General features: G+C 68.8%; 21 protein-coding genes and 1 other RNA gene. 5 read left to right on the forward strand and 17 right to left on the reverse strand.

The window, feature by feature from the left end:
* Positions 1 to 8 precede the first annotated feature (8 nt).
* The 11 genes from PQ455_RS01940 to PQ455_RS01990 all read right to left on the reverse strand — a co-directional run bounded on the left by PQ455_RS01940 (position 9) and on the right by PQ455_RS01990 (position 11,522).
* A complete protein-coding gene (locus tag PQ455_RS01940) occupies positions 9 to 1,220 on the reverse strand; it encodes an FtsW/RodA/SpoVE family cell cycle protein (protein ID WP_273691477.1) in 1,212 nt (403 codons plus the stop codon).
* 14 nt (positions 1,221 to 1,234) lie between these two features.
* Positions 1,235 to 2,584 (reverse strand): UDP-N-acetylmuramoyl-L-alanine--D-glutamate ligase, encoded by a 1,350-nt coding sequence (gene murD, locus PQ455_RS01945; protein ID WP_273688720.1) that lies wholly within the window; start codon positions 2,582 to 2,584, stop codon positions 1,235 to 1,237.
* Entirely contained in the window at positions 2,581 to 3,657 is a 1,077-nt protein-coding gene (mraY, locus tag PQ455_RS01950; RefSeq protein WP_273688722.1) for a phospho-N-acetylmuramoyl-pentapeptide-transferase, read from the reverse strand. Before mraY ends, murD begins: the two co-directional genes overlap by 4 nt.
* Complete coding sequence (locus PQ455_RS01955) at positions 3,657 to 5,024, reverse strand: UDP-N-acetylmuramoyl-tripeptide--D-alanyl-D-alanine ligase (protein WP_273688723.1); 1,368 nt, start codon at positions 5,022 to 5,024, stop codon at positions 3,657 to 3,659. Before PQ455_RS01955 ends, mraY begins: the two co-directional genes overlap by 1 nt.
* Positions 5,025 to 5,154: 130 nt before the next feature.
* Positions 5,155 to 6,600, reverse strand: coding sequence for a UDP-N-acetylmuramoyl-L-alanyl-D-glutamate--2,6-diaminopimelate ligase (locus PQ455_RS01960; RefSeq protein ID WP_273688724.1), 1,446 nt, complete (start codon positions 6,598 to 6,600; stop codon positions 5,155 to 5,157).
* Positions 6,601 to 6,603: 3 nt separating this feature from the next.
* Positions 6,604 to 8,328 carry a peptidoglycan D,D-transpeptidase FtsI family protein gene (locus PQ455_RS01965; protein ID WP_273688726.1) on the reverse strand — a complete coding sequence of 575 codons (1,725 nt, stop codon included), beginning with the start codon at positions 8,326 to 8,328 and terminating at the stop codon, positions 6,604 to 6,606.
* On the reverse strand, positions 8,325 to 8,996 hold the full coding sequence (locus PQ455_RS01970; protein WP_273688728.1) for a hypothetical protein: 672 nt from the start codon (positions 8,994 to 8,996) through the stop codon (positions 8,325 to 8,327). The genes PQ455_RS01965 and PQ455_RS01970 overlap by 4 nt, the downstream gene beginning before the upstream one ends.
* Positions 8,993 to 9,958, reverse strand: a complete 966-nt coding sequence (gene rsmH / locus PQ455_RS01975) for a 16S rRNA (cytosine(1402)-N(4))-methyltransferase RsmH (protein WP_273688729.1) — start codon at positions 9,956 to 9,958, stop codon at positions 8,993 to 8,995. The genes PQ455_RS01970 and rsmH overlap by 4 nt, the downstream gene beginning before the upstream one ends.
* Complete coding sequence (locus PQ455_RS01980) at positions 9,955 to 10,473, reverse strand: division/cell wall cluster transcriptional repressor MraZ (protein WP_273688730.1); 519 nt, start codon at positions 10,471 to 10,473, stop codon at positions 9,955 to 9,957. The genes rsmH and PQ455_RS01980 overlap by 4 nt, the downstream gene beginning before the upstream one ends.
* Positions 10,474 to 10,781: 308 nt before the next feature.
* Positions 10,782 to 11,054 (reverse strand): hypothetical protein, encoded by a 273-nt coding sequence (locus tag PQ455_RS01985; protein ID WP_273688731.1) that lies wholly within the window; start codon positions 11,052 to 11,054, stop codon positions 10,782 to 10,784.
* Between the two features lie 147 nt (positions 11,055 to 11,201).
* Positions 11,202 to 11,522 carry a DUF6481 family protein gene (locus PQ455_RS01990; RefSeq protein WP_273688733.1) on the reverse strand — a complete coding sequence of 107 codons (321 nt, stop codon included), beginning with the start codon at positions 11,520 to 11,522 and terminating at the stop codon, positions 11,202 to 11,204.
* 145 nt (positions 11,523 to 11,667) lie between these two features.
* Between PQ455_RS01990 and PQ455_RS01995 the strand changes: the two genes are divergently transcribed.
* From PQ455_RS01995 to msrB, 3 genes are all read left to right on the forward strand, one after another.
* Positions 11,668 to 12,486: a polyamine aminopropyltransferase gene (locus PQ455_RS01995; protein ID WP_273688735.1), complete on the forward strand. Its 819-nt coding sequence runs from the start codon at positions 11,668 to 11,670 to the stop codon at positions 12,484 to 12,486.
* 225 nt (positions 12,487 to 12,711) lie between these two features.
* Positions 12,712 to 13,755: an FkbM family methyltransferase gene (locus PQ455_RS02000; RefSeq protein ID WP_273688737.1), complete on the forward strand. Its 1,044-nt coding sequence runs from the start codon at positions 12,712 to 12,714 to the stop codon at positions 13,753 to 13,755.
* Positions 13,756 to 13,911: 156 nt separating this feature from the next.
* A complete protein-coding gene (gene msrB / locus PQ455_RS02005) occupies positions 13,912 to 14,382 on the forward strand; it encodes a peptide-methionine (R)-S-oxide reductase MsrB (RefSeq protein ID WP_273688739.1) in 471 nt (156 codons plus the stop codon).
* 106 nt (positions 14,383 to 14,488) lie between these two features.
* Here the strand turns inward: msrB and PQ455_RS02010 are convergent, their stop codons facing one another.
* From PQ455_RS02010 to PQ455_RS02025, 4 genes are all read right to left on the reverse strand, one after another.
* Positions 14,489 to 15,658, reverse strand: coding sequence for a deoxyguanosinetriphosphate triphosphohydrolase (locus tag PQ455_RS02010; RefSeq protein ID WP_273688740.1), 1,170 nt, complete (start codon positions 15,656 to 15,658; stop codon positions 14,489 to 14,491).
* A gap of 109 nt (positions 15,659 to 15,767) precedes the next feature.
* Positions 15,768 to 17,807, reverse strand: coding sequence for an SPOR domain-containing protein (locus PQ455_RS02015; RefSeq protein WP_273688742.1), 2,040 nt, complete (start codon positions 17,805 to 17,807; stop codon positions 15,768 to 15,770).
* A gap of 79 nt (positions 17,808 to 17,886) precedes the next feature.
* On the reverse strand, positions 17,887 to 18,648 hold the full coding sequence (locus tag PQ455_RS02020) for an SIMPL domain-containing protein (protein WP_273688744.1): 762 nt from the start codon (positions 18,646 to 18,648) through the stop codon (positions 17,887 to 17,889).
* A 219-nt stretch (positions 18,649 to 18,867) separates the two neighbouring features.
* Positions 18,868 to 19,335 (reverse strand): Fur family transcriptional regulator, encoded by a 468-nt coding sequence (locus PQ455_RS02025; RefSeq protein ID WP_273688745.1) that lies wholly within the window; start codon positions 19,333 to 19,335, stop codon positions 18,868 to 18,870.
* Between the two features lie 69 nt (positions 19,336 to 19,404).
* Here PQ455_RS02025 and PQ455_RS02030 point away from each other — a divergent pair, with 69 nt between their 5' ends.
* Positions 19,405 to 20,412: a sensor histidine kinase gene (locus PQ455_RS02030; RefSeq protein WP_273688747.1), complete on the forward strand. Its 1,008-nt coding sequence runs from the start codon at positions 19,405 to 19,407 to the stop codon at positions 20,410 to 20,412.
* A gap of 166 nt (positions 20,413 to 20,578) precedes the next feature.
* Here the strand turns inward: PQ455_RS02030 and ssrA are convergent.
* Both ssrA and mscL read right to left on the reverse strand, forming a co-directional pair.
* Positions 20,579 to 20,922: a transfer-messenger RNA gene (gene ssrA / locus PQ455_RS02035) on the reverse strand.
* 3 nt (positions 20,923 to 20,925) lie between these two features.
* A complete protein-coding gene (gene mscL, locus PQ455_RS02040) occupies positions 20,926 to 21,369 on the reverse strand; it encodes a large conductance mechanosensitive channel protein MscL (RefSeq protein WP_273688749.1) in 444 nt (147 codons plus the stop codon).
* 167 nt (positions 21,370 to 21,536) lie between these two features.
* Here mscL and PQ455_RS02045 point away from each other — a divergent pair, with 167 nt between their 5' ends.
* Positions 21,537 to 22,130 (forward strand): LemA family protein, encoded by a 594-nt coding sequence (locus tag PQ455_RS02045; protein WP_273688751.1) that lies wholly within the window; start codon positions 21,537 to 21,539, stop codon positions 22,128 to 22,130.
* Positions 22,131 to 22,217 lie beyond the last annotated feature (87 nt).

Genomic DNA, 22,217 nt, shown 5'->3' on the forward strand with positions numbered 1-22,217 from the left:
ACCACCGTTCAACGGCCGCTCCATTTCACGACATAAGGCGAGCGTTTCAGATAGGGGTTCTGGCGGGTGAAGGCCAGCAGCAGCCCGAAGCCGATCGACAGCGCCAGCATCGACGAGCCGCCATAGGAGATGAACGGCAGGGTCATGCCCTTCGACGGGGCGAGCTGGACGTTCACCATCATGTTGATGATCGCCTGGAAGCCGAACTGGCAGACGAGGCCGGCCGACGCGAGCAGGGTGAAATCATCCTCCTCGTTCAAGAGCTTCACGAACACGCGGACGACGATCGCGAGATAGATGCAGGCGATGGCGACGCAGGCGATCAGCCCGAATTCCTCGCCGATCACCGAGAAGATGTAATCGGTATGCGCTTCGGGCAGGCGGAACTTCATCGTGCCCGCGCCCGGCCCGCGCCCGATCAGCCCGCCGTTGGTGAGCGTCGCATGGGCGCTGTCGGTCTGGTAGGTGTCGCCCTTGCCGTGGAGGAAACCGTCGATGCGGATGCGCGCGACCGAATAGAAGAGATAGGCGCATACCACCCCGGTCGCCCCGAGCGCGCCGAGCGCGCCCAGCAGCTTGATCGGCGCGCCCGACAGGGTGAGGAGCGTCACCCACACCGCGCAGAAAATCACCGTCTGGCCGAAATCGGGCTGCTTCATCAGCAGCGCCGCCACGACCAGCAGGATGCCCGCCGAAATCCACGACACGGGCAGTTTCTCATCCTTCACGCGCAGCGACAGCAGCCAGGCGAAGGTGACGGTGAGGAGGGGTTTCAGGAATTCTGATGGCTGCACCTGGATCGGGCCGAACAATATCCACCGCTGCGCGCCATTCACCTCGAAGCCGAACAGCGGCACCGCGATCAGCATCAGCAGGAAGATCGCGCAGCCCGCCAGCGCGCCGCGCCGGGCAAGCGACTTGGGCAGCATCGACACGCCGATCATCACCGGCGTGGACAGGACGATCCACATGAGCTGGCGGTAGAAATAATAGAGCGGCGGCAAGGTAAGCGTCGCGCCCGAATAGCGTTGCGTCGAGGCCGGCGAGGCGGCGGCGACCGCGATCAGGCCGATGCCGATCAGCACGGTCACCAGCAGCAGCAGGACGCGATCGATCTCCCAGAACCAGCGGCCCAGCGCGGTGCGGTCGGCGCGGCCGAGGCGCGCGCCGCGCCCGCGCAGCTGGCGGCGCTCGGCGGCGCGCTGGCGCGCCGGGGTCATGCGGGCCTCGGTCGTCACGGGGCCGGTGCCTCGCGGGGGGCGTCCATCAGCCGCGCGACGGCGACGCGGAAGGCGGCGCCGCGATGCTCGTAATCCCGATATTGATCGAACGAGGCGCAGGCGGGGGAGAGCATCACCACCTCGCCGGGCCGCGCCGCCTCGGCCGCCGCCTCGATCGCGGCGTCGAGCGTGTGGCATTCGTCCACCGGCACCTTGCCCGCCAGCAGCCGGGCGAACATCGCCCCGGCATCGCCGATCGTATAGGCCGCGCGGACATGATCGAAATGGGGCTCGCAGGCGTCCAGCTCGGCCGTCTTGGCGACCCCGCCCAGGATCCAGTGGATGCCCTTGTAGGCGGCGAGCGCGGGGGCGACCGACGTGGCGTTGGTCGCCTTGCTGTCGTTGACGTAGAGGACGCCATCGATCTGCGCGACCCGCTCCATACGGTGGGGCAGGCCGGGATAGGTGGCGAGGCCGGCGGCGATCGCGGCCTCGGGCACGTCGAGCGCGCGGCAGGCTTCGATGGCGGCGGCGGCGTTCTGCGCGTTGTGCGGGCCTTGCAGCGCCGGCCACGCCTGCTGGCCCGCCGCATCCGCGCCGCGCACCAGCGAGAGGTGGCCGGAGCCATCGCGGCGGGTGCGCTCGTTGACTGCGATCAGGCGGGTCACGTCGTCGTCCACCACGATCACGGCCTCGTGGGCGACATCCTGCATGGTGAACAGGCGCGCCTTGGCGGCGGCATAACCGGCGAAGCCCGCGTCATAGCGGTCGAGATGGTCGGGCGTGATGTTGAGCAGCACCGCCACGTCGCAATCGAGGCTGAAACTCAGGTCGATCTGGTAGCTCGACAGTTCCAGCACATAGATGCCGCCCGCCGCCAGCGGTTCCTGCCCCAATATGGGCAGGCCGATGTTGCCACCCAGCCGCGCGTCATAGCCCGCGCTTTCGAGAATGTGGTGGATCAGCGCCGTCGTGGTCGATTTGCCGTTGGTGCCGGTGATGCCGACGATGCGGTGGGCTGGCAGGTCGGGCCGGGCCTGCGAGAACAGTTCGATATCGCCGATCACCGGCACGCCCTGCGCGTCCGCGCGGGGCTTCAGCGGATGGCGGTTGAGCGGCACGCCCGGCGATACGACGATCGCGGTCATGCGGCGAAGATCGTCCCATGCGGTGAAGTCGGCGAGCATCAGCCGCGCGCCCTCGCTGGCGAACTCCGCCGCCAGCGCATCGACGGCGGCCTCGTTCGAATCCCACGCGACCACCTCGGCGCCGCTCGCCAGCAGCGCGCGCACGGTCGCCAGCCCCGACCGGGCGAGGCCGAGGACGCCGTAGCGCCGCCCCGCGAAGGCCGGGCTGACGATCACCTGAGCTTGAGCGTGGCGAGCCCCGCCAGCGCCAGCACGAAGCTGATGATCCAGAAACGGATCACGACGGTCGGCTCGGACCAGCCGAGCTGCTCGAAATGGTGGTGGATCGGCGCCATGCGGAAGATGCGCTTGCCCGTCCTCTTGTAGAAGAAGACCTGGAGGATAACAGACACGGTCTCCAGCACGAAGAGGCCGCCGACGATCAGCAGCACGATCTCGTGATGCGCCACCACCGCGATCGTGCCCAGCGCGCCGCCGAGGGCGAGGCTGCCGGTATCGCCCATGAAGACGGCGGCGGGCGGGGCGTTGAACCACAGGAAGGCCAGGCCCCCGCCGATGATCGCGGCGGTCAGGATCACGAGATTGCCGGCGCCCGGAACGTGCGGGATGCCGAGGTACGCCGCGAACTTCGCGTTGCCGACCATGTAGACGATCACGAAGAAGGCGAGGGACGCGATCACCACCGGCATGATGGCGAGCCCGTCGAGGCCGTCGGTCAGGTTCACCGCATTGCCGAAGCCGACGATGATGAAGGCCGCGAACACCACGTAGAACGGCCCGAGATCGATCACCGGCCCGTTGTAGAAGGGCACGTACAGCTCGGTCGAGATCGCGCTGCCGTGGAGGATGATCCAGGCGGCGATGCCGGCGATGATGAATTCCAGCAACAGGCGGGTGCGCCCCTTCAGCCCGGCATGGTGGCGTTTCTTGACCTTGTCGTAATCGTCCAGGAAACCGATCAGGCCGAAGCCCAGCGTTACCAGCAGGCAGGCCCAGGTGTAGCTGTTCGACAGGTCCATCCACAGCAGCACCGATGCGGTCACGGCGGCCAGGATCATCAGCCCGCCCATGGTGGGCGTGCCGACCTTGGCGAGATGGGTCTGCGGCCCGTCGGCGCGGATCGGCTGGCCCTTGCCCTGCCGCACCCGCAGCCAGCCGATGAAGCGCGGGCCGATGATGAGGCCGATCGCCAGCGCCGTCACCGCCGCCGCGCCCGCGCGCAGGGTGATGTAGCGGATGAGGTTCAACAGGCCGGGAAAGCCGAGATGTTCGGCGAGGAGATAGAGCATCAGCAGTCTTCCGGGGCGAGCGCGGCGACCACGCGGCTCAAGCCCATTGAGTTCGATCCCTTGACCAGCACCGCGTCACCGGGGGCCAACATCGCCTTGAGCGCCTCGATGGCGCGCGCAGCGTCGGGCACATGCGCGAAATCGGCGCGGCCCTCAAGGGCTTCGGCGAGCGCCGCCATATTCTCGCCGACGAGGATCGCGGTCGAGACGCCGGCGGCGGCGAGCGGTGCGGCGAGCGCCGCGTGGAAGGCGGGGCTCTCCTCGCCCAATTCCTTCATGTCGCCCAGTACGGCGATGCGCCGGCCGGGGGTGCGGCCGAGAACGGCGAGCGTGGCCGCCATCGAGGCGGGGTTGGCGTTGTAGCTTTCGTCGATCAGCAGCGCCTCGCCGCTGGCGATCGGCACATGCAGCCGCCGGCCGCGCCCCGGCAGGCCGGGCAGTTCGGCGAGCGCCAGCCCGGCGGCGGCGAGATCGCCCCCCACCGCCTGCACCGCGCCCAGCACCGCCATCGCATTGGCCAGCCAATGGTCGCCGGGCGGGGCGAGGGTGAAGGTCAGCTCGATCTCGCCGACCCTGGCCGAGACGAGCGTGCCCTTGTCGGTCGTGTGCTGGTAATCGGGATGGACGTCGGCCTCTTTCGACAGGCCGAAGGTGACGATGCGCGCGGCATAGGGCTCGGCGGCGGCGATCAGCCGGTCGCGGTGCGCGCTGTCATAAGGGACCAGCGCGACGCCGCCCGGCTCCAGCCCGGCGAAGATCTCGCCCTTGGCATCGGCGATCTCTTCGTCGCTGGCGAAGAAGGCGCGGTGCGCCGGGGCGATGGCGGTGACGATCGCGACGTGCGGGCGGACCAATTGGGTCAGCTGCGCCAGCTCGCCGGCATGGTTCATCCCCATCTCGAAGATGCCGAAGCGCGTGTCGGCGGCCATCCGCGACAGGCTGAGCGGCACGCCGACATGGTTGTTGTAGCTCTTGAGGCTGCGATGCGCGCGGCCCGGCGCGGTGCGATCGAGGCAGGCGAACAGCGCCTCCTTGGTGCCCGTCTTGCCGACCGATCCGGTGACGCCGATGATTCGCGCGGCGGTGCGGGCACGGGCGGCGGCGCCGAGCGCATCGAGCGCGGCGGTGGTGTCGGCGACGCGGACGTGCGGGCCATCGACGGGGTCGGAGACAAGGACGGCGGCGGCGCCTTGCGCGAAGGCCTGGCCGACGAAGCGGTGGCCGTCGGTGCTCTCGCCTTTGAGCGCCACGAACAGGTCGCCGGGGCCGACCTCACGGGAATCGTAAGCGACGCCGGTGGCGGTGAAGTCGGTGGAGACTGTGCCGGCGGTGGCGGTGGCGATGGCCTGTGATGTCCAAAGACTCATTCAAGCCCCTCCCCTTCAGGGGAGGGGTTGGGGTGGGGCAGTCCGGCTGGGATCGAGACAAGGAGGGCAGACTGCCCCACCCCCCGGCCCCCTCCCCTGAAGGGGAGGGGGAGAAGAAGAGCGATACCCCTCACGCCGCGCACTCCCGCGCCACGCTCACGTCATCGAACGGCAGCACCCGATCGCCCACGATCTGCCCCTGCTCATGCCCCTTGCCGGCGATCAGCACGATATCGTCCGCGCCGGCCTGCCCGATCGCGGCCGCGATGGCCGCGCGGCGGTCGCCGATCTCGGTGGCGTCCGGCGCGCCCGCCAGCACGTCGCGGCGGATCTGGGCGGCATCCTCGGTGCGGGGGTTGTCGTCGGTGACGATCACCACCTCGGCGCCCTTGGCGGCGATGGCGGCCATCTCGGGGCGCTTGCCCTTGTCGCGGTCGCCGCCCGCGCCGAACGCCACGATCAGCCGGGCGCGCGCATGGGGGCGCAGCGCGGCGATGGCGGCTTCCAGCCCGTCGGGCGTGTGGGCGTAATCGACATAGACCGGCGCGCCCGCCCGGCTGATGACCGCGCGCTCCAGCCGCCCGCGCACCGGCTGGACGCGGGCGAGGTTCGCGAAGGTCGCGGCGACATCGCCCCCCGTGGCGATGACGAGGCCGGCGGCGGTCAGCGCATTGGCGGCCTGATAGGCGCCGATCAGCGGCAGCTTCACCTGATGGGTGCGCCCCTCGGCCTCGATCGTCAGCGTCTGGCCGAGCTGGGTTGCCTCGCGGTCGACCAGCCTGAGCGTCTCGCCCTTGGTGCCGACCGTGATGAGGCCCAGCCCCCGCTCGCGCGCGAGTTCGGCGACGCGGGCGGAGACGGCGTCGTCGGCCCACACCACCGCCGTGCCGTCGCGATCGACGACTTCGGTGAAGAGGCGCAGCTTGGCCTCCAGATAGGCTTCCATCGTGACATGATAGTCGAGATGGTCGCGGCTGAGGTTGGTGAAGGCGCCGGCGCGCACCGGCAGCCCCTCGATGCGGAATTGCGACAGGCCATGGCTGGACGCCTCGAACGCGGCATGGCTCACCCCCTCGCGCGCGAGCCCCGCCATGTTGGCGAGGAAGGTCACCACGTCGGGCGTGGTCAGCCCGGTCGAGACCTGATCGTCGGCCGTGGTGACTCCGAGCGTGCCAATCGAGGCGGCGCTGTGCCCGGCCAGCCGCCACAGCTGGCGGGTCAGTTCGGCGGTCGATGTCTTACCGTTGGTGCCGGTGATCGCGACCGTCGTGGCGGGGAAGGGCTTGAAGAAGGCGGCCGCCAGCTTCGCGAAGGCGCGGCGCGGTTCGGCGTCGGCGATGTGCGGCGCGCCCGTCACCTGCGCCTCGGGCCGGGTCACGATCGCCGCGGCGCCGGCGGCGATGGCGGCGTCGATGAAATTCTCGCCATCGAACTTCAGCCCCCGGAAGGCGCCGAAGACGGTGCCGGGGGCCACCTTGCGATGATCGATCGCAAAGCCGGTGACACGGCCGTCGAGGGCGCCCCCGGTGGGAACGACCTCGATGCCTGCCGCCTCAACGAGATCGCCGAGACGCATGGATCAGTGCCCCTTCTTCTCTTCCTGAACGTAGCGCAGCACGTCCGTCAGATCGACTTCGCGGCCCATGTCGGGATTGACGCCGAGCAGCGGCCCGATGCGGGCGACGACCTTCTTGATGACCGGCGCGACGTTCCAGCCGGCGGTGTGGAAGCCGTAGGTTTCCTTGGTGGCCTTGGGTTCGTCGAGCATCGCGATCACCACATAGCGGGGATCGTCCATCGGGAACACGCCCGCGAAACTCGTCACGACCGCGCTATGGGTGTATCGGCCGCCCACGATCTTCTCGGCGGTGCCCGTCTTGCCGCCGACCCGGTAGCCGGGGGCGTCGGCATTCTTGCCGGTGCCGTTGGTAACGACCAGGCGCAGCAGCGCGCGCATCTTCTGCGAGGTGGCCTCGGTGAACACCTGCTCGCCGGCGGGCAGCGGGTTGCCGGGGCCGCGCCGCAGCACCGTCGCCGGGCGCCACACGCCGCCGTTGAACAGGGTCGCGTAGCCGGTCGCCAGATGAAGCGGCGAGACGGCGATGCCGTGGCCGTAGCCCACCGTCATCGTCGCGATCTGGCCCCAGTTGGCACCGGGGTTGAGCGTGCGGCCCTTCTCGCGCAGCTCGACGGAGACGGGCTCTAGGAAATGCATCCGGCGCAGGAATTCGCGCTGGCGGGCGGCGCCCACCTCGGCCGCGATCTGCGCGGTGCCGATGTTCGACGATTCCTTCATGATCTCCGCCACCGAACAGCGGCGGCCGAAGGGATGGGTGTCCGTGATGGTGAAGCGGCCGACCTTCAGCCCGCGCGGGCAATCGTACATCTGGCCGAAGCTGTTCACCACGCCCGCGTCCATCGCCATCGCCACGGTGAAGGGCTTGAAGGTCGATCCCAGCTCGTACACGCCGAGCGTGGCGCGGTTGAAGCGCGCGTCGTCGGTGCCCTTGCCGGGCGCGTTGGGGTTGAGTTCGGGCAGCGAGGCCAGCGCCACGACCTCGCTGGTTTTCACGTCCAGCACCACGCCGGCCGCGCCGATCGCGCTGAAATGCTGCATCGCGCTGAACAGCTCATGCTCCAGCGCCTGCTGGACGCGCGCGTCCATCGCCAGCTGGAGCGGCTGCTTGCGGAGCGCCGGATCGATCAGGCGCTTCTCGAAACTGCCCTCCACCCCGCCGGTGCCCTTGGCGTCGAGATCGGTGTAGCCGATGATGTGCGCGCCCAGATCGCCCTGCGGATAGAGGCGGTCCGGCTCGCGGCCGAAGGCGATGCCGGGCTCGCCGATGGCGTTCACCGCCGCGATCAGATCGGGCACCGCGCGGCGGCGGATATAGATGAAGGTCTTGCGGCTGTTGAGCAGGCGGAAATAGTCCGCCTCGCTCTTTTCCGGCATCAGCCGGGCGAGTTCGCGCGCCACGATCCGCTTGTCGCCGACGATCTTGGCCGGCTGCACCGCGATCGACCAGGCGTTCAGCGTCGTCGCCAGCACCATGCCGTTGCGATCGATGATGTCCGAACGCGGCAGCGCGAGGCCGCCCGTGCCGGCGGCGGCGACGGGCCGCCCCTCGAAGGCGAGCAGATAGGTGAGGCGCAGGCCGATGGCGATGGTGATGCCGATGAACATCAGCATCACCACCATCAGCCGATATTGGGTGACGGCGGCGCGATCCGGCCGGGCCTGCGCGGGGGCCTGCGGCGGTGCGACCTTGCGGAACAGGCTGGGGCGGACGGCGAGGGTGGTCATCGCCGGCGGGGCTTGTCCATGCCGGCGCCGCGCTCGATCGCGGCGAGATCGCCGATGTCGTCGGGCAGCAGCGAGAGGGAGCGCGCCGGCGCCTTGGCGGGCGTGGCGACGGTGGTCATCGCCACCTTGGTGACGGACGCGTGCATCGGCTCGGGCGAAGGCGCCAGCGCGCTCGGCTTGGCGCGCACGAAGGTCGCCTGGCGCAGCATCGGCTCGGGCGCCGCCGGGGCGGGCGCGGCCTTGGGCGCGACGGGCGCCGAGACGGTCACGATATTGGGCTGCGGCGCCACCACCGGCGCGGGCGGGGCGGGGGTGAAGGATACGGTGCGGACCGCGTCGGGATCACCCATCACGCGCTGCTGCGGCACCATCGCCTGCCCGCCGTCCAGCGCGGCGAGGCGAATCTCGCTGTCGAGGAACTGGTGCGCCCCCGGCGCGGTGAGGCCCAGCACCGAGACGTTCCACTTTTCCAGCTGGGGCAGGCGGCTGCGCGCGGCGATCTCGGTCGAAAGCGTGCGGATGTCGCGCTCGGCGGCGAAGATCTGGCGATCCAGCCGGAACAGCGCGGCACGCTCGGTGGCGACCCGCTGCGACACGAGATAGCAGCCCAGCGCCGCACCCGCGACGAGGCCGACCATCCACACCGAACGGAAGCGGGACGCGATCATCGGGCGGCTGCCTTCTTGCTGGCCCAGGGCGAGGCCGCCGTGCGCCGGGCGACGCGCAGGGTGGCGGAACGGGAACGGGGGTTGCGGGCGAGTTCGGCCTCGCTGGCGCGGACGGGCTTGGCGACCGCCTCGAAACTGGGTTCGGCGCCGGCCGCCTGCTGCGGCAGGTGGCGCGATCCGGCCGGGGTGGCGCCCGAACGCTCTTTCAGGAAGCGTTTGACGATCCGGTCCTCCAGCGAGTGGAACGACACGACCGCCAGCCGCCCGCCGGGCGCCAGCGCCCGCTCGGCGGCGGCGAGGCCCTCTTCCAGCTCCTCCATCTCGCGGTTGAGATGGATGCGGATCGCCTGGAAGCTGCGGGTCGCCGGATCCTTCTTGTCATGCTCGCGATAGCCGAGCGCGCGGCGGATCACCGTCGCCAGCTCGCCGGTGCGGCCGATCGGGCGCGCCGCGACGATCGCGCGGGCGACACGGCGCGACTGGCGCTCCTCGCCCAGATGGAACAGCACGTCGGCGATCTCGCCCTCGTCGGCCTCGTTGACGAAGTCGGCGGCGCTCTCGCCTTCCTGCTCCATCCGCATGTCGAGCGGCCCGTCCGACTGGAAGGAGAAGCCGCGCTCGGCCCGGTCGAGCTGCATCGAGGATACGCCGATATCGAGCGTCACGCCCTCGACCGCGCCCAGCCCGCGCTCCGCCAGCGCCGCGTCCAGCGTGGAGAAGCGGGCGGGCACCAGGGTCAGCCGGCCCTCGCTGGCGTCGACCAGCGGCTGGCCCTCGGCGATGGCGTCGGGATCGCGATCGAACGCGACGACGCGCGCGCCGGCCGCCAGCATCGCCCTTGTATAGCCGCCCGCGCCGAACGTGCCGTCGACATGCGTCTCGCCCGGCTGGATCGCGAGGCCGGCGAGAACCTCGTCGAGCAGGACGGGGATGTGCGGGGCGGTGCCGGGGGCGAGGCTCACAGCGTGATCCCCTTCTCGCCCAGCATGTACTTCAGCATCCGGCAGGCGCGGACATTGTCGGCCTGCTCGGCGAGGAACGTCTTGGGATCCCAGATCTGGAAGGTCTGGCCGGCGCCGATGAAGAAGGCGAGGTCGCCGATCCCCATCAGGCCGCGCAGCGACTGGGGCAGCACCATGCGGCCGGCGCCGTCGAACGCCACGGTCAGCATCGCGCCGAACGCGCCCTGCTGTGCGTCGTCGAGCGCCGCCAGTTCGTCCTCGCCGCCCTTCTCGACGCGCTTCCTCAGCCCTTCGAACAGGAATTGCTGGTAGGTCGAATCATAGGCTTGCAGGCACGAGTGGCGCTCGTGATCGCCGATGTAGACGAAGGTCTTGTCGGTCGCTTCCTGGCCCGCGCGCACAGCCGCCCGGCCGCGCCGTTCAACGACGGCGCGGAAATCGGCGGGAAGGGACACACGCCCCTTCACGTCGACCGCGTTCAGCGCATTGCCAAGAAAGAAATCAGTGATTTCCAAGTGCGGACCCCTTTGGCGGGGTCGGCCCAGGCTTAGCTCCCCTGCGTGGGGCGGGTCCAAGCCTCCACGCAGGGGAACAAGCGCCCTTTCGCCCCCGCAGCATTGGGATACCAAACCACTACATGGTTTTCAATGGTATTTGATGGTCCAGCCTGTGAGTAATCCGGTTCGTTGTGGTTCCTTCGCCCAAGATGAAAATGGCGCAATTCAGCCGTCGTTCGCCTTTTGTCTATATGGATGGGTCTGTGGATAAGTCATGGGAAAAGGCAAGGCTTTCCCGTGGACGGTTTATACCGGAAACGTAACGATCAGCGGGCCGGCGCGGCCTTCGGCGCGGGCGGGGCGACCTGATTCGGCGCGACCTGGACCGGCTCTGGCGCCGCATCGGGCGCGACACCCAGTTCGGCGAGCGGATCCTTGGGCGCCTCGACCGCGATGGTGTTTCCGGCCGCCATGTTGGCGCCGATATCGTCCCCGTCGCCGCGATCGCGCGCGATGTTGAGGAAGGCGGCGGCCATCAGCACGATCAGGAACACGCAGGCCAGCCCCGTGATGCCCGCCCGGACACGTCTCTGGATCAAGAAGGGGCTCCGGCTGCCATGGGACCGGATGGTATCAAATCCCAAAGGGGCTGTGAACGGGGTTGAACGGGGGCGGGGCCGCGACGAAGCGTTGACGCCGCCGTCGGGCGCGCCCGGCCCCGTTCCCGTCAGTCCCTGGGCCCGGCCTCAGCCCTTGCGCTGCTTGCGCGCGGCATAGCGCGCGTCGCGCAGCGCCTTGGCTTCCTCGGGGGTCAGCGTCGGCTTGGGCGCGGGCTTGGCTTCGGCGGCCTTCGCCGCGCGGGCGGCCTTGGCCTCTTCCTGGGCGGCCTTCTTGGCGGCGCGCTTCTCGGCCTCGGCCTGCTCGCGCGCGGCGCGGGCGGCCTGGCGGGCGGCGACGGTCGCCTCGTCGATCGGCGGCTTGTTCTTGAACTTTTCCAGCATACGCTCTTTGGCGGCGCGGGCGGCGGCGGCGCGCTGGTTCAAATCGGGGGCGGTGAAGCCTGCCATCGTCTCGTATTCCTTAGCAGTTATTGAAATTGTTGTCGGCCACGTCTTGTCATGCGGGGCAAAACATGACCTTCGCTGGCACCGTAAACGCGTGACGGGTGCCAATCCGGCCGACAACGCCGTGATATTTTCGACAGGACACCCCATGGCCCAGCTACGCACCGCCAACAAGCGGCATGATCGCGCCATCGACAAGGCCCGCCGCCTTTCCGCCCCCGTCGCCGTGGCCCGCGCCACGCCCGGCGCCGCGCTGATCGGCTCCTACGCCGCGATGCCGGACGAGCGGATCGAACTGGTCGATGTCGCCCCGATCCCCGGCGGCGGCGAATTGCGCCTGCTGCGCCGGGGCGACGATTATTCGATCCGTTTCCTGGGTGACGAACTGATGGGCAGCCAGGTCCAGCATTCCGAACAGGCGCTCTCCACGCTCACCTGCGCGCGGCTGGGGCCGGGCCGTCGCCGCGTGCTGATCGGCGGGCTCGGCATGGGCTTCACCCTCGGCGCCGCGCTGGAGACGCTGCCGGGCGACGCGGAGGTGGTGGTGGCCGAACTGGTCCCCAAGATCGTCGAGTGGGCCGGCGGCATCCTCTCCCACCTGTTCGGCGGCCACCTCGCCGATCCGCGCGTGACGGTGCGGATCGCCGACGTGCACGACGTGATCGTCGCTGAGACCGAGGGTTTCGACGCGATCCTGCTCGATGTCGATAACGGGCCGGACGGGATGATCAGCCTCGCCAACGACCGCCTCTATTGCAACTGGGGCCTGCGCGCCGCCTTCGCCGCGCTGCGCCCCGGCGGCATCCTCGGCATCTGGTCCGGCTACAGCGACGCCGATTTCACCACCCGCCTGGACCTCGCGGGCTTCGGCGTGGAAGCTATCAACATCCAGGCCATCTCCGAAGAGGAGGACGAGGGCTACACGATCTGGCTGGCGACGCGGCCTCTCTCCGTTGATACGATCTGACTTACGATGATGCCGAATTGCGGAGTGATCGTATCCGCGTGCGTCACACGGCGCGCGGGAGCGGCTGCCGCCCGGTGGCGCTCAGCGGTCATTCGGTCCCGGACGATAGGGATCCATCAACTGCCTCGATTACGCCGCTTGCCGGATGATCCGATGATCGCCGGCCTTGCGGGCTTACGCCAGTGGCATTAGCCATGATACCAATCGTGATTCGGGACCAGATTGATGACTGAAATATCTGAGCGGCTGACGTTGATCGAGCAGCGCCTGTCAGATTTGGAACATCGAAAGTCTTTTAAGGAGGAAACCGCGCCAACCTCAACCGCCCGTGTAGGCGAGTTGGATATCCGTGCGGCATATCGGATATTTTTGAACAGAGAGCCCGACGAGGGTGGTCTTCAGCATTTTTTGCAGAAATCCAGAAGTGAGTCTTTTGACTTTAATGATCTAATCAGCGGCGTCACGGACTGCGAGGAATATCGGCAGAAGAGCGCGAGACAGCTGGAGTCCGTTGAGGTTTATGGCCTGAAGGTGGTTGTCGATCCGGAGGAGCCAGAGTTCGGCCGGGCGATCGCGCGTGATGGCGTGTGGGAACCGCACATTCTCCAGGCCATACGCCAAAATCTGAATGCTGATGACGTCTTCGTCGATGTCGGCGCAAATGTCGGAATCATGAGCTTTCATGCGGCGTCGATCGTCGGGCAGGGCGGCCGGGAGTTTGCCTTCGAGCCCAATCAGGATAATGTGCAACGTTTTCTGCAGGGTGTTCTTCTGAACGGTTTCAGCAATGTAACGATGTTCCCCTTTGCCGCATCGAATGCGGCCGGTATTTTCTCGATGCAGGGTCATTCGAATACATATCTGGTTTCCGCCAGCGTTGGTGGCCGTTTGACGCAGTCGGTTCGCGTGGACGATCTGCTCCAAAACGAACCTCGTGTGAATTTCATCAAGATCGACATCGAGGGCCATGAGCCGTTTGCCCTGGAAGGTCTAAACGAAATCATGGCGAAGCATAAACCGCTGGTCTTGTGCGAATTCAACCCGAGATGCCTTCGGTCGAATGCCCATACCGAGCCCCTGGCGCTTGCGGAACGTATCTTTCAGATGACAAATCAAGTGGAGCTGGTTGAAAAGGACGGTTCCTTCACGCCATGCCGGAGCGCTGGCCATCTCATGGATATCTGGCATGGGCGGAATGATGCGGTCGTGCGTGCTGGTGATCTGGAAGACGGCCTGCTGCATTTCGATCTCCTGTTTCGCGTATCGTAAAGGACTGTTGAAGTCTGTAGCTCGTACGGTGCGCTCTCAGCCGCATGACGGTGCGGGCCGGGCTGACGGATGGTGGCTCGTGGGTGGAACGGGTGGCCGGGCCGTTGAAAATCAACTGCGCATCGCCATATGGTGATCATGCTGACGCGACGCACGATGATGGTATCCGGGGTGGCGGCGCTGGCCACCGGATTGGTGGCCAGCCGGTGGGCCGGGAGCGCGCCCGCGCCGCATTATCCGGTGATGCTGAGCGACGCCGAATGGCGCAAGAAATTGCCAGCGCCGGCTTATGCCGTGCTGCGGCAGGCCAGTACCGAGCGAGCCTATACCAGCCCGCTGAACGACGAGCATCGCGCCGGCACCTTCACCTGCGCCGGCTGCGACAACCGCCTCTTCTCCTCGCGCACCAAATTCGACAGCGGCACGGGCTGGCCGAGCTTCTACCAGCCCTTGCCCAAGGCGGTCGGCACCAGCACCGATCATCTGATCGGCATGGCCCGCACCGAAGTCCATTGCGCCCGCTGCGGCGGCCACCTTGGCCATGTGTTCGACGATGGGCCCCGGCCGACGGGCCTGCGCTATTGCATGAACGGCGTGGCGATGGGCTTTACGCCGGGCGCTGCTTAGCGTTTGATCCGCTCACGCGGATGGGCGGCACCAGCCCGCACCCCCACCCGGCCTCCCATAGCATATTCTGAATGGGAGGCCGGGTGGGGGTGCGGGCTGGTGCCGCCTAGAAACCGTCCGGCAAATCCACCGGGCCGATCAGCGCGCGGTGACGGGCGAGCGCGTAGCGGTCGGTCATCCCCGCGATGAAATCGCCGATGTGGCGCGTGCGCTGCGGATCATGTTCCGGCAGGCGCGCCAGCCAATCCTCGGGCAAGAGCGACGGATCGGCGCGATAGGCCGCTGCCAGTCGCTCGATCACCCCGCGCGCGCCCTCGGCGATCTCCAGCTGGCGCGGATGGTGGTAGAGGCGGGCGTACATGAAGCGTTTCAGGCCGCGCTCGGCCTCGGCCATGGCGGGGGAGAAGCCTACCAGCGGCCGGCCCGCCGCGCGCACCGCATCGGCATCGGCGGGCTTCGCCTCGGCCAGACGCGCGCGCGTCTCGGCGATCAGGTCGTTCACCATCCGACCGATCTGTTCGCGGACGAACTCGCCCTGCAATTCGCCGGCCGGCGCATCGGGATAGCGCGCCCGCACCGCATCCCAGGTCGCCGCCGGCAGCGCCTCGCCCAGCACATCCTCGAACGAGATCAGCCCGGCGCGGATGCCGTCGTCGATGTCGTGATTGTCATAGGCGATGTCGTCGGCCAGCGCCGCGACCTGCGCCTCCAGCGAGGCATGGCCCGACAATTCAAGCGGAAAGGCCGCGTCGATCTCGGCCAGCGCCCATGTCGGCGCCCGCACCGGGCCGTTATGCTTGGCCAGCCCCTCCAGCGTCTCCCACGTCAGGTTGAGGCCGGGATGATCGTGATAGGGGCTCTCCAGCACCGCCAGCTGCCGCAGCGTATGGGCGTTATGATCGAAGCCGCCTGCCCCCGCCGTCGCCTCGCCCAGCGCCTCCTCCCCGGCGTGGCCGAAGGGCGGGTGGCCGATATCGTGCGCGAGGCACAGCGCCTCGGTCAGATCCTCGTTCAGCCCCAGCGCGCGCGCAATGGTGCGGCCGATCTGCGCGACCTCCAGGCTGTGCGTCAGCCGCACGCGGAAATGATCGCCGTCGGGCGCTACGAACACCTGCGTCTTGTGGCGCAGCCGGCGGAAGGCGATCGAATGGATGATCCGGTCCCGATCGCGCTGGAATTCGTCGCGCGGCCCCCGCGTGCCGTCGCCGGCGCGGGCATGTTGCCGGCCCCGGCTGCGCGCGGGATCGGAGGCGTAGGGAGCGAGGGCGCGCGTCACGCGTCTGCCTTGGCGGCGCGCGGTCGATCCGTCGAGGGGGTTACGCAGTTCATGGCGATTCCGCTTCCGTAATCCTCCTCCGCCAAGGGAAGGATTGCAGTCGAACACATTACTTCGCCGGCACCTTTTCCACCGTCTCACCCGCCTCGGTCTTGACCGGGAAGGTCGAGAAGCCGGCCTTGGTGGCGGTATTGACCCACGCCTGCGCCTCGTCGTCGCTCTTGAACGGGCCGATCATCAGGCGGTTGGTGAAGCGGTAGTGGACGGTCGAGGGGCTGCGGCCGGCGAGGAGCTTCCGATATTTCTCGACCAGCGCGGCCCACGCCTTGGGCAATGTCGCCTTGTTCGCGCCGCCCGCGACCTGCACCCAATAGCGTTCGGGATTGGCCTTTTCGATCCTGGCGAGCTTCGCCTTCTCGGCCTTTTCCGCATCGGCCTTCGCCTTGGCTTCGGCGGCCTTGGTGGCGGCGAGCTTGTCGGCCCTGGCCTTGTCGGCCGCCGCCTTGGCATCGGCCGCGACCTTGGCGTCGGCGGCGGCCTTGGCGTCGGCGGCGGCCTTGGCCCTCGCGGCGGCGAGCGCGTCCGCCTTGGCCTTCGCCTCGGCGGCGGCTTTGGCTTCGGCCTCGATCCGGGCGGTATCGACGGCGGCGGTTTCGACCGGCGCGGGGGTGGGCGTCGCGGCCGGTGGAGGAGTTTCGGCAACCGGCTTGGCAACGGCCTGCGCGACCGACGCGGTGACGCGGACGAAATCGGGCGAGACGGGCGACGACGGCGCGGGGACGGGCTTGGGCGGCTCGACCGCCACAGCCGGCTCGGGCTGTACCTGAGTCGGTACCGGCGCTGGTTGCACCTGCCCGCTCACCCCAACTCCCCCGTTCGTCCCGAGCGTAGTCGAGGGACGGGAGGCGTGCGGTGCGCTTGGGGCGCGTCCCTCGACTGCGCTCGGGACGAACGGAGTGGAGGGGGCAGAGGCGGTGGACGGTGCGGGTGCGGAAACGGTAGCGGGCTGGCGCGAACGCACCGGCTCCCCATCCCGGCCCCGCCGGACCCGCTCGACCGGCGCGGACATCGCGACCTGCACCGGCGGCGTGGCAACAGGCGCGGCCGGCTTCGGTGCTTCGGCGGCCGGCTTGGGGGTTTCGGCCACTGGGCTCGCTCGCTCGACCGCCGGCTTCGCAACCTTGGGCGCAGGCTTCGGAACCTCCGCCGCCGCCCATACCGTCGGCGCGGCCCCCCGCCGTCGCCGGCCCGTCTCCACCGCCGGCTTGGCCAGCACCACCGGCGGCGGGGGCGTCTGCACCGCCAGTTGCAGCGTGCCGGCCGGCAGATAGCCGAAATGCACCGCCGCCGCTTTCTCGGCCGGCTTCAGGGGCCAGATGCGTTCGAGATAGGGTTCCAGCGCGCGGGCCTGGCTTTGCGGGATCACCAGCGCGGCGGCCTCCTTGGCCTTGGCGACATCGCCGACGATCGCGAACACGAAGGCGCGGGCGCGCCAGGCCGGCACGTCCTGCTTGCGGAGCAGGGGATCGAGCGTCGCCAGCGCGCCATCCCGATCGCCCGCCATCGCCTGCGACAGCGCCAGCCGGCGGATCGTCTCGGGATCGCGGCGGGCGGCCAGCGCCAGCTGGTAATCGGCCTGCGCCTTTTTAGTCTCGCCGCGCAGATCATAGGCCAGGCCCCGATCGGCGGCGACGTCGGCGACGGGCACGCCCGCGTCGGTCGCCTCGTCGAAGAAGCGCAGCGCGGCGCGCGGGTTGCGCTGGCGCACCATCGCCGCGCCCAGCCCGGCCTTCACCCGCCCGTCCTTCGGCGCGATCTCCTCGGCGCGGGCGTAGAAGGCGATGGCGGTCTCGGGATCATCCATCTCGACCGCCGCGCGCCCCGCACCGGTCAGCGCCTCCAGATCGCGCGGATTGATGGCGAGCGCGCGCAGATAGCGCGACAGCGCCTCGGCGGTGGCCCCGCGCGCCATTGCGGCGGCGGCCTCGCTCTTGGGGTCGCCGGGCTTGGCGGCGGCGGGGGCCGGCTCGTCATGCTCGATACTGTCCTGCGCCCACGCCGGCGCGGCGACCAGGCCGCCGAGCAGCAGGGCGAGGACGAGCGAATACGGCGACGGCATCAGGCGGATGCCCGCCGGGAAGGATATCATGCGCGCCTTTTTGGGGATGGCGGGGCAGAGTCGCAAGGGCGATGCGCCGGGCGCGCCGTCCCCTGCGACCATGGGAGGGTTACCCCCCGATCAGATAGCTCACCGCCAGCCGCACCTCGACGTCGATCGGGCGGGGCGTCACCTCCACCGCGAACGGGGGCGGGGGCGGGGGCGGCGGCGGTGGGGCGGCGTTCGCGGAAACGATGATGTCGGAGCGCATCATATCCGCCTGGTAGAAGGGCATGCTGCCGTCGCGGACCAGCAGGAGCGCGCCGAGTTTCGTGCCGCTGGCGGCCGCGATCGCCTCGGCCTCGGCGCGGGCTTCGGCCAGCGCGGCCTTGGTCGCGGCGCGTTCGGCGGCGGTACGGTCGACAAGGGTGAAGCCGGTCAGGCGGACATTGGTGGCGCCCAGCGAGCCGAGCAGCGACGCGGCGGTCGCGGCGTCCTTGGGCGAGGCCATGCGCACGCTGCTGGTGAGCGTCGAGATATAGCCCTCGATCGCGCAGTCGCCGGTCGACAGGCGCGGGCGATAGGTCTGATTGTCGCACGCCTTGGCGCGCGCCTCCTGAATGCCGGTGTTGGACGTCTCGACCTTGGCCCTGGCGAATTGCTTCGCGAAGCCCGCGACCAGCGCCCTCTGCTTTTCGGCCAGCGTTGTGCCGGCCGCGGCGGCGGTCGCGCCCTCCCCGCGCAGTTCGAACTGGATGGTGGCGACATCGGGCGGCACCGAGACGCGGCCGACGCCCATCACCTGGATCATCGGCGGGGCGAGGGGCGCAGGAGTCTGCGCCGCCGCGATCGAGGCGAGCGACACGAGCAAAAGGGCGGGCATCCAGCGCATCGGCATTCTCCTGGGTTTGCCGGAGGATAGGCACTCAGGGTGACGGAGGAAAGACAATCGTTCGCAATAAGCGGCGGGGCGATGCGCGACCCTCTGCTCCGTCCATCCCCCGTTCGCCCTGAGCGTAGTCGAAGGGCGTGCCACAAGCGCGGCGTCCGGCCACACGTCCTTCGACTGCGCTCAGGACGAACGGGTTAAGGGTGGCGAGGGAGAAACCTCTCAGTTCGCCGCGCAGGCGGCGCAGCGGCCGTGCACTTCCAGCACCGTCCGCGTCGGCGTGAAGCCCACGCTTTCCGCCGCCGTCCGCAGCGGGCCGGTCACCTTGTCCTCGTCGAGATGGGTCACCGTGCCGCACCCGTCGCAGATCAGGAACATGCAGTCGTGGCGGCAGGCCGGATGCGCGTTGACGATATAGGCGTTGGCGCTCTCGACCCGCTGGACGAGATTGGCCGCCACGAACAGGTCGAGGATGCGGTAGACGCTGTTGGCCGGCACCCGCCGCCCCTGCCGCTGCGAGACTTCGTCGGCGATGTCATAGGCCGAGGCCGGGCGGCCGAGCGCCGCCAGCGCGGCGAAGACGGTGGCGCGCATCGGCGTCCATTGCTCGCCCGCGCGGGTGAGCGCCGCCTGCGCCGCCTCGGCCAGCGGCTCGCCATCGAGAATCGTATGCTGGTGGGTGTGCGCCATCCCACAAATCTAGGCACTGCCACCATTTGTCGCAATGGACTTGGAGGTGCCGACTGATACGGTGGCGACATGATCGCCCCCACGCGCTTCCTCGAACGCCTGCCCTTGCTGCCGACGCGGCGGGCGCTGGCCTATGGGTGCACGGGGCTGCTGTCGCTGCTGGCGTGCGCGCTGCGCTGGCTGCTGGATGGCTGGTTTCCGCCGGGCTATCCGTTCCTCACCTTCTTCCCAGCCGTCATCCTCTCCTCCTTCCTGTTCGGGCGGGGGCCGGGCGTGTTCGCGGGGCTGCTGTGCGGGCTGTCGGCCTGGGGGCTGTTCATCCCGCCCGACGGCTTCGCGATCGGGCCGGGGACGCCGATGGCGCTGGGCTTCTACACCGCCGTCGTCGCGATCGATATCGCGCTGGTCCACTGGATGCAGGCCGCCAACCGCCGCCTGCTGGCGGAACGCGAACGCAGCCGGGTGCTGGCCGAGCGATCGACCCTGCTGTTCCGCGAATTGCAGCACCGCATCTCGAACAATCTTCAGGTGGTGGCCGCCCTCCTGTCGCTCCAGAAGCGCGGCATCGCCGACGTGGGCGCGCGGGCGGCGCTCGACGAGGCGTCGCGGCGGCTGGGGCTGATCGGCCGGCTGCACCGCCAGCTGCACGATCCGGAGGGCGCGCGCATCGGCCTCGCCGCCTTCCTGCGCGGGCTGGCGGTGGACGTGATCGAGGCGACCGGCCGCACCGACATCGTCTGGACGCTCGACGCCGACGAGACGATCGATCTCGATCCCGACGCGGCGATCCCGCTGGCGCTCATCATGGCCGAGGCGATCGCCAATTCGATCGAGCATGGCTTCGGCGACGCCCGCCCCGGCCGCATCGCGATCCGGCTGGCGCAGGAGGACCGGCATGTGCTGCTGACCCTGCGAGACGATGGGCGCGGGCTGGCCGAGGGCCTCGATCCGGCCCGCTCCGAAAGCCTCGGCCTGCGGATCGCGACCACCCTGGCGCGGCAACTGGGCGGCGGCTTCACGCTCGGCCCGGCGGCGGGCGGCGGGGCGGTCGCGCGGCTGGAATTGCCTCGGGGGTAACGCCCCTCCCGTCATTGCGAGCGCAGCGAAGCAATCCAGTCCGGCGCTGGATTGCTTCGCTGCGCTCGCAATGACGAATGGAAAGTGGGGAGCTTCTGTTGCTCGGTGCCCCGCGCTTTCGAGAAGGTCCAGGGGGTTCTGTTGCTCGGCCCCCCTGGCGGCCGCCGGAATCCGATTCTGTTGCCCGGTTCGGCCCGAACCGCGTTCAAGCCTTGTAATCTAAGCCGTTAGGCCTTGATTACGCGGCAATCGCGAGCGCCTCGTTATCGTTGGCACTTGTGGTTTTGATCGGTTTAACGGCTCAATCACGCCGGGCAAAAATACCGCACTCGTACACACGTCGATCCTACTTCGGCCCCGTCAGAGCCCGTCCTTTCGGGCGGGTTTTGGTGGAGCCGCCGGGTGCTGCCCCCGGGTCCGTTGCGTCAAACACGATACAATTTATCACCATAGCCGGGGCGTACCCCGGCGAGAGGGGATATAGGGGTCGCGCAGGTCGTTGGAAAGAGCTGGTTACGGCCGCTTCTTCAGCTCCTCGAGAATCTCGCGCAGCAACACCACGTCGGCGGGATCGGCCGGCGCGGGGGCGGCGGCTTCCTCGGCCTTCTGCTTGGCGAGCAGCTTGCCGACCGAGCGGACCAGCAGGAACACCACGAAGGCGACGATCAGGAAGTTGATCGCGACGGTCGCGAACTGGCCGAAGCCGAGCAGCGGCACGCCCGCCTTCTTCAGATCGGCATAGCTGGTCAACGAGCCCGAATAATCGGCGGGAATCGCGCCGAGGCGAACGAAATAGCTCGAGAAATCGAGGTCGCCCGTCACCTTGCCGATCACCGGCATGATGATGTCGTCGGTCAGCGAGGTGACGATCCGGCCGAAGGCGGCGCCCATGATGACCGCGACGGACAGGTCCAGCACGTTGCCGCGCGCGATGAAACTCTTGAATTCCTTGAGCATAGCTGGCCCTCCGCCCGTGATCGCCCGCGCCGCTGTCGCCCGTGGGCGAGCCGCCGCCGCACCGATACTTTCGCGCGCACACGTTTCGCAATCAACCCCGCATTGAAGCCGGTGCCTCATGCGCCTACATCACCCCCGCAACGATCGTTCCTGAAGGGATCAACCGCATGGCCAAGCTCCGCCTTTCCCCCGCCCTCCTCGTTCCGGCGGCGGCGCTGGCATTGGGCGGCTGCGGGCTGAATTCCATCCCGACCGCCGAAGAGAATGCCAAGGCCAAGTGGGCCGACGTGCAGAACGAATATCAGCGCCGCGCCGATCTGATCCCGAACCTCGTCAACACGGTGAAGGGCTATGCGACGCAGGAAAAGACGGTGCTGACGGACGTCACCAACGCCCGCGCCCGCGCCACGTCGATCCAGGTTTCAGCCGACGATCTTAAGGATCCGGCCAAGGTGGAGGCGTTCCAGAATGCACAGGGCGCGCTCAGCCAGTCGCTCGGCCGGCTGCTCGCGGTGCAGGAAGCCTATCCCGATCTGAAATCGAACCAGAATTTCCTGGCGTTGCAGGATCAGCTGGAGGGCACCGAGAACCGCATCACCATCGCCCGGCGCGACTATAACGGCGCGGTGCAGGCCTATAACACCCGCATCCGCACCTTCCCCGACGCGATCGGCGCCAAGGTGTTCTACGGCGCCAAGCCGATGACGACCTTCAAGGCGACCACGCCGGGCGCCGAAGCCGCGCCGACGGTGAATTTCTGATCCTCGGAAGCGAACGGCATCAACAGCCGTTCGTGTCGAGCGGAGTCGAGACACGTTGACGCCCCGCTTGGGGCACGTCCCTCGGCT

The organism is Sphingomonas naphthae (assembly GCF_028607085.1).
GTDB lineage: Bacteria > Pseudomonadota > Alphaproteobacteria > Sphingomonadales > Sphingomonadaceae > Sphingomonas_Q > Sphingomonas_Q naphthae.